The sequence below is a fragment of the Cyanothece sp. BG0011 genome (assembly GCF_003013815.1).
In the GTDB taxonomy this organism is placed as follows: Bacteria; Cyanobacteriota; Cyanobacteriia; order Cyanobacteriales; family Microcystaceae; genus Crocosphaera.
Map to the genome: position 1 here is coordinate 1 of NZ_PRLH01000097.1, position 15692 is coordinate 15692.

Annotated in this window: 17 protein-coding genes; 9 read left to right on the forward strand and 8 right to left on the reverse strand. The window is 39.3% G+C overall.

Translation table 11 applies throughout. From position 1 onward, the window contains the following. Together C4E06_RS12575 and C4E06_RS27895 are read right to left on the reverse strand one after the other, a co-directional pair. Positions 1-1216 (reverse strand): FAD-binding oxidoreductase (locus C4E06_RS12575; protein ID WP_232826239.1); only part of this gene is annotated, 1216 nt, incomplete at its 3' end. Further along, the gene (locus tag C4E06_RS27895; protein WP_198648610.1) at positions 1164-1523 is read right to left on the reverse strand and encodes an FHA domain-containing protein; all 360 of its coding nucleotides are present in this window, start codon (positions 1521-1523) and stop codon (positions 1164-1166) included. The genes C4E06_RS12575 and C4E06_RS27895, both read right to left, overlap by 53 nt. Before the next feature lie 107 nt (positions 1524-1630). Here C4E06_RS27895 and C4E06_RS12580 point away from each other — a divergent pair, with 107 nt between their 5' ends. The 3 genes from C4E06_RS12580 (at position 1631) to C4E06_RS12590 (ending at position 3904) form a co-directional block, all read left to right on the forward strand. After that, positions 1631-2569, forward strand: coding sequence for an NAD(P)-dependent alcohol dehydrogenase (locus C4E06_RS12580; protein WP_107668422.1), 939 nt, complete (start codon positions 1631-1633; stop codon positions 2567-2569). Between the two features lie 18 nt (positions 2570-2587). After that, positions 2588-3298: an MBL fold metallo-hydrolase gene (locus tag C4E06_RS12585; protein ID WP_107668380.1), complete on the forward strand. Its 711-nt coding sequence runs from the start codon at positions 2588-2590 to the stop codon at positions 3296-3298. Positions 3299-3400: 102 nt separating this feature from the next. Next, a complete protein-coding gene (locus C4E06_RS12590) occupies positions 3401-3904 on the forward strand; it encodes a DUF3122 domain-containing protein (RefSeq protein WP_107668381.1) in 504 nt (167 codons plus the stop codon). Here C4E06_RS12590 and C4E06_RS12595 read toward each other — a convergent pair. Continuing rightward, complete coding sequence (locus tag C4E06_RS12595; protein ID WP_107668382.1) at positions 3901-5526, reverse strand: CocE/NonD family hydrolase; 1626 nt, start codon at positions 5524-5526, stop codon at positions 3901-3903. The two genes, C4E06_RS12590 and C4E06_RS12595, sit on opposite strands and share 4 nt — an antisense overlap. A 25-nt stretch (positions 5527-5551) precedes the next feature. After that, complete coding sequence (locus C4E06_RS12600) at positions 5552-6028, reverse strand: YbjN domain-containing protein (protein ID WP_107668383.1); 477 nt, start codon at positions 6026-6028, stop codon at positions 5552-5554. A 150-nt stretch (positions 6029-6178) separates the two neighbouring features. Here C4E06_RS12600 and C4E06_RS12605 point away from each other — a divergent pair, with 150 nt between their 5' ends. Then, the gene (locus C4E06_RS12605; RefSeq protein WP_198648613.1) at positions 6179-6811 is read left to right on the forward strand and encodes a TetR/AcrR family transcriptional regulator; all 633 of its coding nucleotides are present in this window, start codon (positions 6179-6181) and stop codon (positions 6809-6811) included. A 126-nt stretch (positions 6812-6937) separates the two neighbouring features. On the opposite strand, the gene C4E06_RS12610 is transcribed toward C4E06_RS12605, so the two are convergent. Further along, on the reverse strand, positions 6938-7891 hold the full coding sequence (locus tag C4E06_RS12610) for a transposase (RefSeq protein ID WP_107668385.1): 954 nt from the start codon (positions 7889-7891) through the stop codon (positions 6938-6940). Positions 7892-8001: 110 nt separating this feature from the next. Here C4E06_RS12610 and glpK point away from each other — a divergent pair, with 110 nt between their 5' ends. Next, complete coding sequence (gene glpK, locus C4E06_RS12615; protein WP_107668386.1) at positions 8002-9507, forward strand: glycerol kinase GlpK; 1506 nt, start codon at positions 8002-8004, stop codon at positions 9505-9507. A 109-nt stretch (positions 9508-9616) separates the two neighbouring features. On the opposite strand, the gene C4E06_RS12620 is transcribed toward glpK, so the two are convergent. Continuing rightward, positions 9617-10168, reverse strand: coding sequence for a thioredoxin family protein (locus C4E06_RS12620; protein ID WP_107668387.1), 552 nt, complete (start codon positions 10166-10168; stop codon positions 9617-9619). A 97-nt stretch (positions 10169-10265) separates the two neighbouring features. Between C4E06_RS12620 and C4E06_RS12625 the strand changes: the two genes are divergently transcribed. Together C4E06_RS12625 and C4E06_RS12630 are read left to right on the forward strand one after the other, a co-directional pair. Beyond that, positions 10266-10670 carry an NIL domain-containing protein gene (locus C4E06_RS12625; protein ID WP_107668388.1) on the forward strand — a complete coding sequence of 135 codons (405 nt, stop codon included), beginning with the start codon at positions 10266-10268 and terminating at the stop codon, positions 10668-10670. Positions 10671-10723: 53 nt separating this feature from the next. Continuing rightward, positions 10724-11926, forward strand: coding sequence for a glutathione S-transferase family protein (locus tag C4E06_RS12630; RefSeq protein ID WP_107668389.1), 1203 nt, complete (start codon positions 10724-10726; stop codon positions 11924-11926). A gap of 35 nt (positions 11927-11961) precedes the next feature. Here the strand turns inward: C4E06_RS12630 and C4E06_RS12635 are convergent, their stop codons facing one another. After that, on the reverse strand, positions 11962-13128 hold the full coding sequence (locus C4E06_RS12635; RefSeq protein ID WP_107668390.1) for a cysteine desulfurase family protein: 1167 nt from the start codon (positions 13126-13128) through the stop codon (positions 11962-11964). A gap of 139 nt (positions 13129-13267) precedes the next feature. Beyond that, positions 13268-14068, reverse strand: a complete 801-nt coding sequence (locus C4E06_RS12640) for a peroxiredoxin-like family protein (protein WP_339377155.1) — start codon at positions 14066-14068, stop codon at positions 13268-13270. A 191-nt stretch (positions 14069-14259) separates the two neighbouring features. Here C4E06_RS12640 and C4E06_RS12645 point away from each other — a divergent pair, with 191 nt between their 5' ends. Both C4E06_RS12645 and hisF read left to right on the forward strand, forming a co-directional pair. Beyond that, a complete protein-coding gene (locus C4E06_RS12645; protein WP_107668392.1) occupies positions 14260-14751 on the forward strand; it encodes a RimK/LysX family protein in 492 nt (163 codons plus the stop codon). 96 nt (positions 14752-14847) lie between these two features. Further along, on the forward strand, positions 14848-15642 hold the full coding sequence (gene hisF, locus C4E06_RS12650) for an imidazole glycerol phosphate synthase subunit HisF (protein WP_107668393.1): 795 nt from the start codon (positions 14848-14850) through the stop codon (positions 15640-15642). Positions 15643-15692: the final 50 nt, after the last annotated feature.

A 15692-nucleotide genomic window follows, 5' to 3' on the forward strand; every position in this document is an offset into this window, starting at 1 on the left:
CCACAGGTTGTTCTGTAGTAGAATGACCATTATTGGTAACATTTTTCGGAGGTGTGACAATAGATGAATTATCATTTTTTGCTTTAGTTGATGATTGTTTTTTAGAACTTCCGAAACTTTCTTGATAGTAGTTTTCCATGGGAAATCCTAAGGTTTCGACTAAGGTTTTAACCCCTTTCATAAAGCTATCTGGACCACAAACATAGATAATTCTTTCTTTATAGTCAGGACAAATAGCAGGTAATAAAACCTCGTTTAACCGTCCTTGAAAACCCCACCAGGGATCACCTTTTGTCTGCCGTGTAATGGTTAATGCTAAATTAAAATTACTATGATTAGCTGCCATTGCTTCGAGTTCTTTTCGGTAGATAATATCTCTAGGACTTCTGGCACTATGAACAAAAGTAATGTTTCTATTGGCAACAGTATCTAGGGCCCAGCGAGACATAGACATCATGGGTGTAATGCCACTTCCAGCGGAAATAAATAATAGTTTAGTTGCGTTATTTTCCACACAGGTGAACTTACCTGATGGTCCAGTTATAGTAATTTCATCCCCTACCTTAAGATGGTCATGTAACCAGTTAGAAACTAACCCAGGAGGCGCGTCAGGAATATCAGCCGGTGGGGGAACTCTTTTGACGGTAATTTCTAAAGTATGGGGACGAGAAGGGGTAGAAGAAATGGAATAAGCCCTTTTAACTGGTTTACCATTAATAGTTAGATTAAGGGTAATAAATTGACCGGGTTTATAGTTAAATAGGGTGGGTGATGTGCCAACAAAACGAAAGGTTTTAACATCATTGGTATCTTCAATAATATTGATGCAACGAACGGTTATTTTACCTTTATTCCACCAGTTAATCCCTTCTAATGTCGGGGGTTGAGATTGAAAAGAATTAGGGGTATTTTCTGGAGGTTTTGAGGCTGTTTTTTTTTCTGTTTTGGTGGTGGGTAAAGGAGGAGAGATAGTCGAGGTATTCGATGAACTAGAAGGTGTAGCAACTGGGTTAGGTTGATAGTTATTGAGAGTTGTTTTAGGATCAATAATAACTTGATTTGATTTTTCTGTTGTTTCTGTTTTTTTGTCGGTAGAACGACGATTTTTTCGGGTTAATGCTTTAAGATTTTGTAAACTTCTTTTGTTAGAGGATTTTCCTTTTTTATGATTTGTGCTTTTTTCTGATTTTAGATTTTTTTCTAATGGGTAAGCCATCGATAATTAAGACAAATTCACCAATGCGAATAATGTCATCGGTTTCTAAAGGATAAGATTGATTATTATTCACTGCTTCGTCATTATATTGGCTGCTTCCTTTTTCTGTTAAATCTTGAAAGTAATATTTCCCTTGTTCAGTAAAAAATTTAGCGTGTATTTCTTGTACTTTGACACTAGGCAGCATTAACCCGCAACTGGGAGAATTCCCAATTAAACACCCGTCATCTTTGAGGCGATGATCACTTAATTCTAGTTCCTGATGTTCTAGGGGATGTTGCGGATTAAATAACTTAATTTTTAGCATGGGATTAACTAGAATAAAAAAGGCGGTAGAGGCTTGCTCCTTATGGTTCTAGAATGCCCAAAAAATTGCTAAAATTAACACAGTCAGGATCTTTTTTTAGGGCTGTTATGAAAAGTGTTATTTTTAATCAATATGGGTCTCCTGATGTTCTAGAATACACAGAAGTGGCGAAACCTTCTCCCACGGCGAAACAATTACTAATTAAAGTTTTCGCTAGTAGTGTTAATCCCGTAGATTGGAAAATTCGTCGCGGAATGTTACAAGTTATTACAGGAAAAAAGTTTCCGTTGTCCTTGGGTTGTGATTTTTCTGGGGAAGTCGTCGAAACCGGGGCAAAAGTATCGAATTTTCAAGTAGGAGATCAAGTGTACGGTTTCCTGAGTCCAGGTTCGGGTAACGCTTACGGAGAATATATTGTCACAACGCCTCAGTGTATTAGTTATAAACCCGACAATTTAACCCACTCCCAAGCTGCTACGGTTCCCCTGGCTGCTTCTACGGCTTTACAAGGCTTGAGAAACAAAGGAAAGGTCAAAAAAGGTCAAACGGTCTTAATTAACGGTGCATCGGGCGGTGTCGGTACGTTTGCGGTACAAATTGCTAAGGCATACCAGGCAGAAGTCACAGGGGTTTGTAGTGGTAAAAATATTCCTTTGGTGACAGAGTTAGGGGCCGATAAGACCATTGATTATACTCAAGAAGACTTTACCGAAAATGAAAAACAATATGACATTATTTTCGATGTTGTGGGTAATTATTCTTTTAGGAAATGTCAAAAAAGTTTAAAGCCTCAAGGGATTTATGTTACCTTAACACCCAGTTTACAGTTTATTATTAATCGAGTGTTTGCCTTTTTCTCTCGTCAACAATCCAAACTCCTGTTAGTTAAACCTCAAGCTAAAGATTTAGCTGAATTAAAAGATTTCATTGAACAAGGAAAAGTTAAACCGATTATTGATAGGGTCTATCAACTATCAGAAATTAGGGCGGCCCATACTTACAGCCAAAGGGGCCATGTTGTGGGTAAAATTGTATTAGAAGTATAAAAAAATTGAGATAAAATTATGCTTTTTCGTCAATTGTTCGATGCAGACTCATCGACTTATACCTATTTAATCGCCGATCGTAGTCTCAAACAAGCTTTATTAGTTGATCCGGTGTTAGAACAAGTAGAACGCGATCGCCAACTTCTAAACGAGTTAGGATTAACGTTAAAATACTGTTTAGAAACCCATATTCACGCGGATCACATCACAGGAACGGGAAAATTACGAGAAATCACGGGATGTTTAGGGATTGTCCCAGAAAATGCCGAGATTGCTTGCGCTGATCGCTTTTTGAAAGATAAGGAAGTGTTACAGTTAGGAAATGTAATCATAGAAGCGATCGCTACTCCTGGCCACACCGACAGTCATTTTGCCTATTTGGTCAATGGGAAAGCTATTTTAACGGGGGATGCGTTATTTATTCGCGGATGCGGACGGACCGACTTTCAAAGTGGAGACCCAGGGATATTGTACGACTCAGTGACCCAGCGACTGTTTACGTTACCAGATGAAACCTTAGTGTATCCCGGCCATGACTATCGGGGTCACACGGTTTCTACTATTGGGGAAGAAAAACAATATAACCCTCGCTTTGTGGGACGCGCACCGCAAAGCGGATCTCTTCGAGATCGCCCTAATTTTATCACGTATATGAATAATCTTAATTTACCATTACCTCAAAAGATGATGGAAGCGGTTCCTGCTAACGAAAAATGTGGCAAGATTTGAATAGTAAACACCAATTTCCTAGGGTAGGGGTCAACGGCCGTTGACCCCTACAATATAAAAATCTGTAGTTGAAATTAATGAAAATAGTATTACTAAAAAAACATGACCAAGAAAGTTTTAAAATCGATTTTACTATTAGGGTTGATGTGTTTATTATTTCTACAACCTGCTTATGCTGTGATTAGAGAAAGCAAAATTCCCCCGAATACTGTCCTTTATAAGTCTATACAAACTTGGCGAGATACGTCTAAAAATCCCTGGCAGGTTATTTTTTTCAAAGAAATCAAAGGGGATAAGGAACCGACAATTAATCTTCGTTTAGTCGGATTTCCTGATTTATATGAATTTTCCCATCCTCAACCTTTAATTATTAAAATTCGAGACAATTTAACCTTACAAGTTCCTGATGTATTTGCGAGTGATCAAGCATCTTTTGCGCCTAATATGGGGCAATATGACTTTACACCCATTTTAAATCAACTAGAAAGTAATAATTTTTGGATCTTAGAACTTCCTTTAAAAGAGGGTGATTCTAGCAGCATCAAAATTCCTTATTTTATCTTAGAAGAGTGGCAAAAAATTATCAGTTATGATTCACAAAACTAATTAATAGGTAAGATTATTTTTGATAGTTGATCGGGTTGACTCCATAGTTTTATTGTGATAACTTGAGCCTCAATTAACTTTTCTTCATTGGGTAATTTTCCTGTTCCTGTATTTAAAGCATAAGCAGGAAAACAGGCCCCACTGATACTTATTCTTATACAGTTCCCTTGATTAATTTTAATACAAGTGGGTTGTAACGGAATTTTTATCGGTAATGTATCTGAGTTGATTCTACAATATCCTTGACTAAAATTATAAACGTTTCCATCGGGTTTAACCTCGGACAAAATAACAGAAATATCAAAACTTTCTGCATCAGCAGTACAATAAAGTTCAATAAAAGGTATGCCGCTAATTGATAAATCTTCGGTTAAGGTTTCAGAGGTATAAGTTAGAATATCAAAACGATTATCTAATTGCGATCGCTCAAAACTCCCGGATGGAATACTAGCATGGCCCCCTAAAGATGGAACAGGCCGCCAGGGATCATGAACAATGATATCATGAATATTAGTATCAGGAATTGTATCAATTAATTGACCGTCATCTTCTTTGATATTACCTAAACCTTGACTGAAAATATAGTAATGTTTTTCTTGTTTATTAACCCAACTTTTAGAATATTTCCATTGATTAGTTCCCATTTCAAACAATGATATGGGTTGAGAATATAAATGATCAATCTCTTTACCTTTGAGAAAATGATCAAACCAATCAATTTGATATTGATCAATGAAACTAGCCGCTAATTTTGTATAGTTTTGACTTCCTAGTTTTGACCCCCACGGAATATGACCCCAAGGACCAATAATCAGGTTTTGAGGATAGTTACTCTGGGTTTTCATGGCGTTATAAAGGTTAATATTTCCCCGTAAATAAGGATCAAACCATCCCCCAATATGTAACATGGGTAAATCCAGTTTATCAATGAAACTTTTCGGGGATAAATTACGCCAATAATCATCAGAATAAGGGTGATTAATCCAATCATGATAAAAAGAATTAGAAGCAACCTCTTTTATCAAATTGGGATAAGCAGGAATGGGATCAAATAACGGTAATTTGTGGGACACTTCATACAATTGATGAAACGCCTGACTATCTCCTTTTAATCTAGCTGTTTCGGCTGCTAATTGTATCGCCCAACCTAAATTAGTTTGTAAACAAAAGGCTCCATTTTCATAGCCCCAATCCTCATATAAATCATAAGCCACCATAGAAGGGCAAATGGTTTTTAATGCTTTTGATTGAGTCGATGCTACATACAATTGGGTCATTCCTTGATAAGAAAACCCGTACATTCCTATGGTTCCTGTACTACCTGGCAACTGAGAAAGCCAATTTATGGTATCAAAACCATCTTCTATTTCATTAGCAAATAAATCAAAATCCCCTTGAGAGGTTCCTCGTCCTCTTACATCTTGAATAACCACAATATAGCCCTGGGAAGCATACCATAGGGGATGAGCATAAACAACAGTAGAAGCAATTTTTCGACCGTAAGGTTGTCGCATTAATAAAATAGGGAAAGACTCGGTGCTGTGGGGTCGATAAACATCAGCATCGAGACGTATTCCATCCCGTGTGGTTAAGGATAAGGTTTCTTGTTTAACCTGATACATTCCGTTAATTGATAAAGGGTTAAAGTTAACTATTGGTAATAGCCGTTCCCCCGTAGGTTTCGATTAATTTTTCATCATTATCATCAGCAATGGTAGCCACTAAAGTGATGGCGCGAGAAATTTCGCCAGGAGATAAATCGGCAACAGCGCGCTGACTTAACACCACGATTTCATTATTCATAATTCCAAAGCGAGTTTCTAAGGTTTCCTCTCCATTCATCTCTAATAATTTTCGCATTAAACCCAGTTCATCTTTAGCAGGAAGGGTTAACACAGGGGCCCAAACTGTTAACACATCTTCTTCCGTTTCCCCGGTTAGTTGAACATAGGTTTGAACACTGCCATATTGAAACTTCCAGAGATGTCCTTGATCATCATGATGCACCATAGCACTATCATTTTGTTGTAAACTATCGATGACGGTTTCTATTGCTTCTTGATGGCTGACTTCGGTGGTGGTGAAATCATCAGGTAACATATAATCTGTGGTTGAGTTAGTCATAATAAGAAAAGAATGCTCAGTGAGTTGATAGTCTATCTTCTTATTATCTCTTGTTGAGGGAGTCAAAAAACAACATTTTGTGAAGATATTTAAAAATTTGATCCATCATAGGAGAAAATGGTCTGAGTTGTTATGCTTATTATTATGGTAATGTCCGGTTTTTCCTCAACTTTAGCCCGTAAAGCCCTTAGTGCTTCTAATGTAGAAGAAGATACGCGATCGCGCATTCTTAAAGCAGCCTTACGTTTATTTGCGGCTAAAGGCTATGATGGCACAACAACCAAGGATTTGGCCAAGAAAGCCAAAGTAGCAGAAGGCACTCTATTCCGCTATTTTCCTAATAAAAAAGCCATTTTAATCGAAGTCGCCACCCAAGGATGGATAGAAATTTTAACCGACTTATTAACCGAATTAAGTGAAATGGGAAACTATAAAGCGGTAGCGCAAGTAATGCGAAGACGGGTGTTAAGAATGCAGGAAAATAAGGATTTATTACAAGTCTGTTTTATTGAAGCTCAATTTCATCAAGAATTAAGGGAAAAAATACAATCAGAAGTGATTATAAAAATGACAGATGTGGCAGAAGCATTCTTTGAAACTGCCATGGAAAAAGGCATTTATCGTCGGATGAATCCTAAAATTGTTGCTCAAGTTTTCTTAGGAATGTTTGCGATCGCTGGATTTTCTTCAGACACCATTATCGCCCCAGAAGCGACACCTAAAGCCTTACAGGAGATGGCAGAAGGCATTGCCGATATATTTTTGCATGGGGTTTTAGCTTAATATTAATACATTAAAAGGTACAAAATCTCTTTTTCCGAATTGTATCTAAAATTGTTTTCCAATTTAAATCCTCCGTTATTATTGTGAACTGGTAACTGTTAACCGGTCACTGGTCACTGGTAACTGTTAACTACTACCTTCAAGAAGTTCTTGAAATTCGTCTAATGAACCGATAGTAATTCCTTGTCTATGTAACGTTTTCAATAATTCTAAATCCTCAATTTGGTTAATTTTTTCAATTAAATCTGAGGGTAACACCTCAAAGCGAACTTCTAGCACCTCAATGACATTTTCACGACTGCTTTGTAAAATACCCTCAGATATTCCTTCCTGGCGTGCTAACCGTTCAAAACTGGTAACATAAGGCATCTTTAAATCCTCCTCGAAACTCATAATTTCCTGTTTAAACTGACTTTCGATGGACTCTGGTAAACTCATCATCCAGTCAATTAATCGGAATAACTCTAATATATCTTGTCTGCTATATCCTCGTTGATACAAACTTTTGGCGATTCTTAATTTTCCTTGATAACGTCCATCTGGGTCTTGGTTGGTTTGCTGTGTGGTTAAATGAGCGGCTACAATCACCGCAAAAGGGTTATTATCAGCTAAACTCTCGCTTCTCTGCTGATAATCTAGTAATTTAACCGTAGGAAATAGAAAATTAACCTCACATCCCCAAAGTTCATTGTTATATTGATTCGGTCGCCAAGAATCTTGATTATCCGCTAACACCGCTAAACTGACCACAGAACGCCGATACATATCAAAAATACGATAATTATAGACATACATCCGTTCAGCAAAGTCAGAAGCCGCCTGACTCTGGATTTCCACATGAATCAGTACCCAAACTTCAGCCCCATCTCCTCGCCAGACTTTAACTAATTTATCCGCTTCTCGAAGACCTATTTCTGCATCCCTAACCACCTGTTGAAATTCCTTATCTAGAAATTCATAGCCTCGACTCCAGTTAATATTGCCATTAATTTCTGGGAAAAAGAACGCCATAAACGGTTGAAAATACAGGGATAACGCTTCTTTCCAGGGATTATCATAATCGGCACGTTGCTCTATCATTGTTGCACCAAGCTATTAAAGATTATTCTTTATTGTTTATCTATGGTTCAATTATTTGATTAAAATGTTTACCAAGCATAAAAAGAAAAGAATTCAGGGTGTTATCACCAATGACAGATAATAAAACAAAATATATCTTAGCTCTTGATTTAGGAACCACTGGCAACCGTGCGATTATCTTTAATCACGAAGGTGCAATGGTTGGCCAAGCTTACAAAGAATTGACTCAATATTATCCCCAACCCGGTTGGCTAGAACACGATGCCCTAGAAATTTGGCAAGATACTTTAAGTGTTCTAGGACAAGTGCTAGAAAAGACCCGTATTGCTGGTAAAGATATCGCTGCCATCGGTTTAACGGTACAACGGGAAACCTGTCTATTGTGGGATAAAACCACAGGAAAACCCCTTCATAAAGCGATCGTTTGGCAAGATAGACGCACCTCCCCCATGTGTAGTCAATTGAGAGAAATGGGTAAGGTAGAAGAGATCGAAAGCCGGACAGGTTTAGTGTTAGACCCCTATTTCTCTGCCACAAAGTTGGCTTGGTTAATAGACTGGGTAAAAGAACATAAACCCGATACCAATTTTGATAACGTCATCGCTGGAACCGTTGATACTTGGATGTTGTGGAACCTAACCGGGGGAAAAGTTCACGCCACCGACCATAGTAACGCCTGTCGGACTATGTTGATGAATCTCGATACTCGCAACTGGGATGACACCCTACTGGATTTATTCAACATTCCTGCCCATATTATGCCCGAAATTAAACCGAGTATGGGGATGTTTGGTCATACGGATGCTGACTTATTGGGGGTCGAAATTCCCATTACTGCTATTTTCGGAGATCAACAAGCTGCTTTATTTGCTCATGGTTGCAGTCGTCCGGGGTTACTCAAATGCACCTATGGAACCGGCGCGTTTCTCATTGTCCAAGCAGGCCGTGAAGTGATGCGCTCTCCCAATGGTTTATTATCTACTATCGCCTGGACTCAGGAACAATCGACGAATTACGCCCTAGAAGGGGCAATTTTTACCGCCGGGGCTTCCATTCAGTGGTTACGGGATGGCATTAAACTGATCAACAGCGCCGCGGAAACCGAAGCGATATGTAATCAAGTCACTGATACCAATGGGGTTTATTTTGTCCCGGCTTTGAGTGGGTTAGGCGCACCTCACTGGGATATGTCAGCACGAGGATTATATATCGGTATTACTGGCGGTGTGCAACGAGAACACATGGTGAGAGCCGTGTTAGAAGCGATCGCTTATCAGGTAAAAGAAGTCGTAGATGCCATGAATAAAGATTCAGATTTATCGGTAGCGCGGTTGAAAGTGGATGGCGGTGCCTCTCAAAATAACTTTTTGATGCAGTTTCAAGCGGATGCTTTAGGGGTTCCCATCGAACGCCCTGTTGTCTTAGATGCCACTGCACAAGGGGCAGCCTTTGGAGCCGGGCTAACGGTGGGTTATTGGGATAATTATGACGATTTAATCGCCGGTCGTAAAATTAATCGCGTCTTTGAACCCGGAAAAAATGCTTCGGAAGTACAAGAGAACTTTTTGACTTGGACCAGAGCCGTTGAACGGGCAAAACATTGGATCGAAGAGTGAAGCAGAGGGAGTAGGGAGCAGGGGAGCAGGGAGCGCCGGAGCAGGGGAGTAGGGGAGACAATATGAATAGTGTTCCCGAACCCTGAACCCCGAACTCCTAACTCCTAACTTACCCGGACTTAGCTTGGGAACTATGACTACGGGGATCAGTGGTGGGGTTACTGGTTGGTTTTAACTCAGAGGTTTGACCCGTAGACGCAGCATAGGGTAGGGTTTCATGGTCAATTAAGGCGTTTAAGTTGGCTTCCATGACGGATGGGGGTTGTTCCCCGATGGTTTGAGCGATCGCTTTTCCTTGGTCGTCAATAAAGACAAAATGGGGGATACCATCGACGCGATAACGGAGAATTTCGGGCAACCATTTATTATTATCCACATTGAGCATGACGAAGTTCACCGAATCTCCGTATTTTTGCTTCAATTGAGCCAATTCTGGAGCCATGGCCTGGCAACTGGTACACCAATCAGCGTAAAATTCTGTTAATGTCGGTTTTCCGTTGTTCATGGCCACTTCGATGGGGGTTGACTCCTTGGCTTGGGCCTCTAAGGAAACCGAACCGGTTTGAGTTTGAAAGCCAAAAAATATCGCTATACTAAGAGCAATGGCAGCAAAAGCGATGATAGTATTTCTGATACGATTAACATTAACAATTTCAGACATATAAGGGATTAAAGAAAAACGTTTTTACTGTTTCTATATTCTATAATATTTTACCTTTCTTTGAAGTTAAATTTCAGGTTGTCCCTTGAGTTAAATTATGAAAAAACGAGTCACTCTGACGTTTCCTAAGCGCACGGTACAAATGCCGTTAACCTATCGTTTAGCTAAAGATTTTAATATTGCTTCTAATATTATTCGGGCCCAAGTTGCCCCCAATCAAGTGGGAAAATTAGTCTTAGAATTATTGGGGGATATTGATGCCATTGAAGCGGCCGTAGAGTGGATGCAAGCTCAAGATATTGGGGTATCCTTAGCCAGTCGTGAAATTAGCATTAATGAAGAGCAATGTGTAGACTGTGGGTTATGTACGGGGGTGTGTCCCACTGAGGCGTTAACCCTTGATCGCGAAACCTTTAAGTTAACCTTTCGGCGATCGCTTTGTGTGGTTTGTGAACAGTGTATTCCTGCTTGTCCCGTGCAGGCCATTTCTACGAGTTTTTGATGTTATATTATCAACAACTACTATGATAAAAAATCACTTCATTAATTGATAAAATGACAACTGCACCTTTAAGCTGGACAGAACTGGAAACCCTGACGAACTGGACTATTGATAATATTAACGGTCCGACTAACGCCCAAGCAATTTTACGGCTTTTTGGTCATCAAGAAAGTGATATTAGAGTCACCCTTTACCGTGATAACCATGCTTGGTGTCCCTACTGTCAAAAAGTTTGGTTATGGTTAGAAGAAAAACAAATTCCCTACCGTATCAAAAAAGTGACCATGTTTTGTTACGGACAAAAAGAACGATGGTATAAGAAAATTGTCCCCTCAGGAATGCTGCCGGCGGTTGAATTAGATGGACGTTTAATAACCGAAAGTGATGATATTTTGTTGGCCCTAGAAGCAACCTTTGGGCCTTTAACCCATAGTATGACCGAGGCAAAGGTTATCCCTTTGCGACAGTTAGAAAGGTTATTGTTTCGGGCCTGGTGTACTTGGTTATGTTATCCCACTTGGTCACAAAAACAAGAACAGCAAAATCGTGAACAGTTCGTTAAGGTGGTGGCGGCGGTAGAAAAAGCCTTAGGAGACACCCCAAGTCCCTATTTTCTAGAGGCGTTTGGCACAGTGGATGTTATTTTTACTCCCTATGTAGAGCGTATGAACGCCAGTTTATACTACTATAAGGGTTATTCTTTACGGGAAGAAAATGAGCGTTTCGGTCAGTGGTTTGAGGCCATGGAAACCCGTTCAACTTATCGGGGAACCCAAAGCGACTTTCACACCCATGTCCACGACTTACCCCCACAAATGGGTGGATGTTACAGTAACACGGACCCACAAAGGAAAATTAATCAAGATAGGGTGGATAACGGCCCTTGGTTTGGCTTGCCAGATGTCATGTATCCCGAACCAGAAACCTCCCGTCAAGAAGCCCTAAAACGGGTGATCAAACACCGTCATAATATTATTCGGGTCAACCCTGGAGAGGATCGGGTGTTCGACGAAGCGTTACGGTGTGCTTTAACTACCTTGATGACTGGGGAAACTTGTCAACCCCCAAAAGATTCGGATGTGGCGTTACGATACTTACGGGATAGAATTAATGTCCCACGGGATATGTCTATCTATGCAGGGAAACGGTTACGAGAAGCATTAGAAAGCACTGCGAGTTTAGTGGGCGATCGCCAAGGTATCCCCATTCCTGTCAAACATCGACGGGATCAAGATCCGGCTAATTTTGTTTATTAAAAATCAGTAGGGGCTTAATATTATTAAGCCCTTATCTAATAATTAACAGTAGCTTGACGTAAAGATTGAATTGTATTAACCACTTGTTGGCCGACAATTTCAATTTCTTGGCTGGTTGTAAACCGTCCTAAGCCAAATCTCAAAGATCCATAAGCCAGTTTATCTGAATGTCCTAATGCTTTGAGAACATGGGAGGGTTTGGTTGTGGTTGAGGTACAAGCAGAACCGGAAGAAAGGGCAACAATTGACTGTAAACCTAATAATAAGGCTGCTCCATCTACCCCTTCTATACTAACATTAAGATTCCCTGGTAGCCGTTGGGTTAAATGTCCATTGACATAAACGTCTTCTAGGGTCAAAAGTTGTTTTTGAAGTTGATTTCTCAATTGACTTTGACGTTTATTTTCTGTTTCCATTTCTTGCAATGCTAATTCAATGGCTTTTCTAAAGCCAACAATTTGAGGGGTGTATAATGTCCCTGATCTGATTGATTTTTCTTGACCTCCTCCATGTAATTGGGCAGCAATATTAACCCTAGGATCACGACGACGAATATATAACGCGCCAATCCCTTTTGGCCCATAAATTTTATGGGCGGTTAATGATAGTAAATGGATGTTCATTTGTTGAACATCTAAAGGAATTTTCCCGATAGCTTGGGCTGCGTCGCTATGAAATAGAACATCATGTTTTTGACAAATTGCTCCAATTTCTGGCAAGGGTTGCAACACTCCAATTTCATTATTTGCTGCCATAACTGACAATAAAATAGTTTCGGGACGAATGGTTTTTTCTAATAAGTCTAAATCAATTAAACCGTCTTTTTGGACAGGAAGATAGGTGATTTCAAAGCCTAATTTTTCTAAATAATGACAGGGATCTAAAACGGCGCGGTGTTCGGTTTGAACAGTAATAATATGTTGTCCTTGACTAAAATAAGCCTCGGCAATTCCTTTTATTGCTAAGTTATTGGCTTCGGTTGCTCCACTGGTAAAAATAATTTCTTCTGGACTACAATTAATCGCATTAGCAATGGTTTCTCTGGCTTTTTTTACGGCGGCTTCTGCTTCCCAACCATAGAGATGATTAATACTTGAAGGGTTACCAAAATGTTCGGTAAAATAGGGTAACATTTCCTCTAATACCCGTTTATCCATCGGGGTTGTAGCATGACAGTCTAAATAAATAGGACGTTGAGACATAAGATGAATGTTAAGTTGCTCATGGTATTTTTATTTTAACAAAAATTGCTAGATTAAAAATATAAAATTAATGATTCTGATTCACCATAACCGTCTGTTATTATTGGGATTTAAAAAAGTTGATCTCTACTCTATTATCTTAAGTTTGATTGGTCAAAACTTGCTCAGAATCAAGGGATAAAAATGACAAAGGATTACTCATATTTTCAGCAAAACCCAGAATTCCTGGATCTCGATGTTCATATAATAAATTATCCTGTTGATCAAACAAAAAGGTTGCCCCTCTTTGCGTTAAATAAGCCGCGTTGGGAACATAGGTTTTCCAGTTACTTAATACCTCAGTCATATTCCGTAATCTTAAGGTTGCTAACTCGAAAGGCCGCTGATGTCCTTTCCCCCCTGCTAAATTAAAAAATGAGCCTTTAAGAGGGGGTAAAATATTGGTGTCAACCACTTCTTTATCTGCAATTAATTGGGGGGCTTTTTTATCTCCTGTATATCCTCTTAATACTTCTTTTAAGGTCCCTTGACTGCCAATTCCTGCACACATTAACATTAAATTAACCCAAGCCTTTTGACTATCATTTAGTCCTGGAATATTCCAGGATAATCCTTGATATAACCCTAATTTTTTATGAATATTCCCATCAGGATCAACAAATAAGTTTTCTTGAGGAAACTGGGTATAATCACAAAATTTTAACCCTGATTCGCGGTTACCAATACCAATGGCTTTTACGATTATATTATGGGCTGCAATGTCTGATGATTTTTGATTTAACCACCAAGCATATTCAAGGGTATCAAAATCCCCTAATTGTGGCCAAATGATAACTAATAAGCGAGAGTAGGATTGACAGTTCGTTAAAATAGGAACGGTGTTACCATCACTCACTCGTAAAGCTTGGGTTTCTTTTAAACAATCAATCACTTTCATCATTTTTTCACTCAAAGAATATGGTTTGTTTCTTAAGACAAACACCACCGTCTTTTTATTATATCTATTCTTCCTCTCCTTTCTACCCAGTCTTGACTAACAGTTTAAATGATGAATAGCTTATTTTGGGGACTCCCTGAAAGTCATCCTTTGCTGTATTCTGAGTAAAAGAAGTTAATGAGTTGTCTATTTTCATGGAACATAAACATCACAAAAAACAGAACGACGCTTTAGGGATTATTGGGTGGAGAGAATGGTTAGATTTACCTGAATTAGGCATTACTGAAATTAAAGCTAAAATAGATACAGGGGCAAGATCATCAGCGTTACACGCTTTCCATATCAAAGAAGTTGAAAAAGATGGCAAAAGAATGATTCATTTTCAAGTCCATCCCTATCAAAAAGATAAAGAAACCACGGTTCATTGTGAAGCTAAACTATTAGAATGGCGTAATGTTAAAAACTCCGGTGGCCATAAACAATATCGTCCAGTTATTTTAACCCCTGTAGAAATAGGAGGACAAGTGTGGAATATTGAATTAACTTTAACCAATCGGGATGTGATGGGGTTTCGGATGTTATTAGGAAGAGAAGCGGTTCGTGAGCGATTTTTAGTCCATCCAGGGGACTCATTTTTATTATCTGAGTCAAAACATAAAAAACATAAAAAAAAGTCCCATTCTTAAGGAATTAAACTTAAAATTAATAGAAATTTTTTCAGGGGTGTTACCAATTTGTGGCAACATAAAAAAAGAGATAAATAAGCCAAAAAAACCTAATCAATGTTAGCTAAAAGAATCTTACCCTGTTTAGATGTTAATGCCGGCCGTGTGGTTAAAGGGATCAATTTTGTCGACCTTAAAGACGCAGGGGACCCCGTGGAACTCGCGAAGGTTTATAATGATGCAGGGGCAGATGAGTTAGTCTTTTTAGACATTACAGCTACCCATGAACAACGGGACACCATTATTGATGTGGTTTACCGTACCGCCGAAGTGGTGTTTATCCCCTTGACAGTCGGGGGAGGGATTTCAACCTTAGAACAAATTAAACTTTTGTTAAGAGCCGGGGCTGATAAGGTGAGTGTTAACTCATCGGCTGTCAGAAATCCTGACTTTATTAATCAGGCCAGCGATCGCTTTGGAAAACAGTGTATTGTGGTGGCAATCGATGCAAAACGCCGTCATGACCCTAAAAACCCTGGTTGGGATGTCTATGTTCGCGGAGGACGGGAAAATACGGGCTTAGATGCGGTAAAATGGGCAGTAGAAATGGAAAAAAGAGGGGCCGGAGAACTGTTAGTTACCAGTATGGATGCGGATGGAACCCAGGCCGGTTATGACTTAGACTTAACTCGTACCATCGCCCAACAAGTCGAAATTCCAGTGATAGCTTCAGGAGGGGCGGGAAACTGCGAGCATATCTACGAAGCATTGACCCAAGGGAAGGCAGAAGCCGCTTTACTAGCTTCTTTGCTCCATTATGGACAATTAACCATTGCTGAGGTCAAAAATTACCTAAGCGATCGCAAAATTCCCGTCCGTCGTCGCCCTGACGACACCTTTAGACAACCTTAATTTTCTAACTTAGACGTTGTCACCTAGGGATTGTGTATTAGAATAGAAAA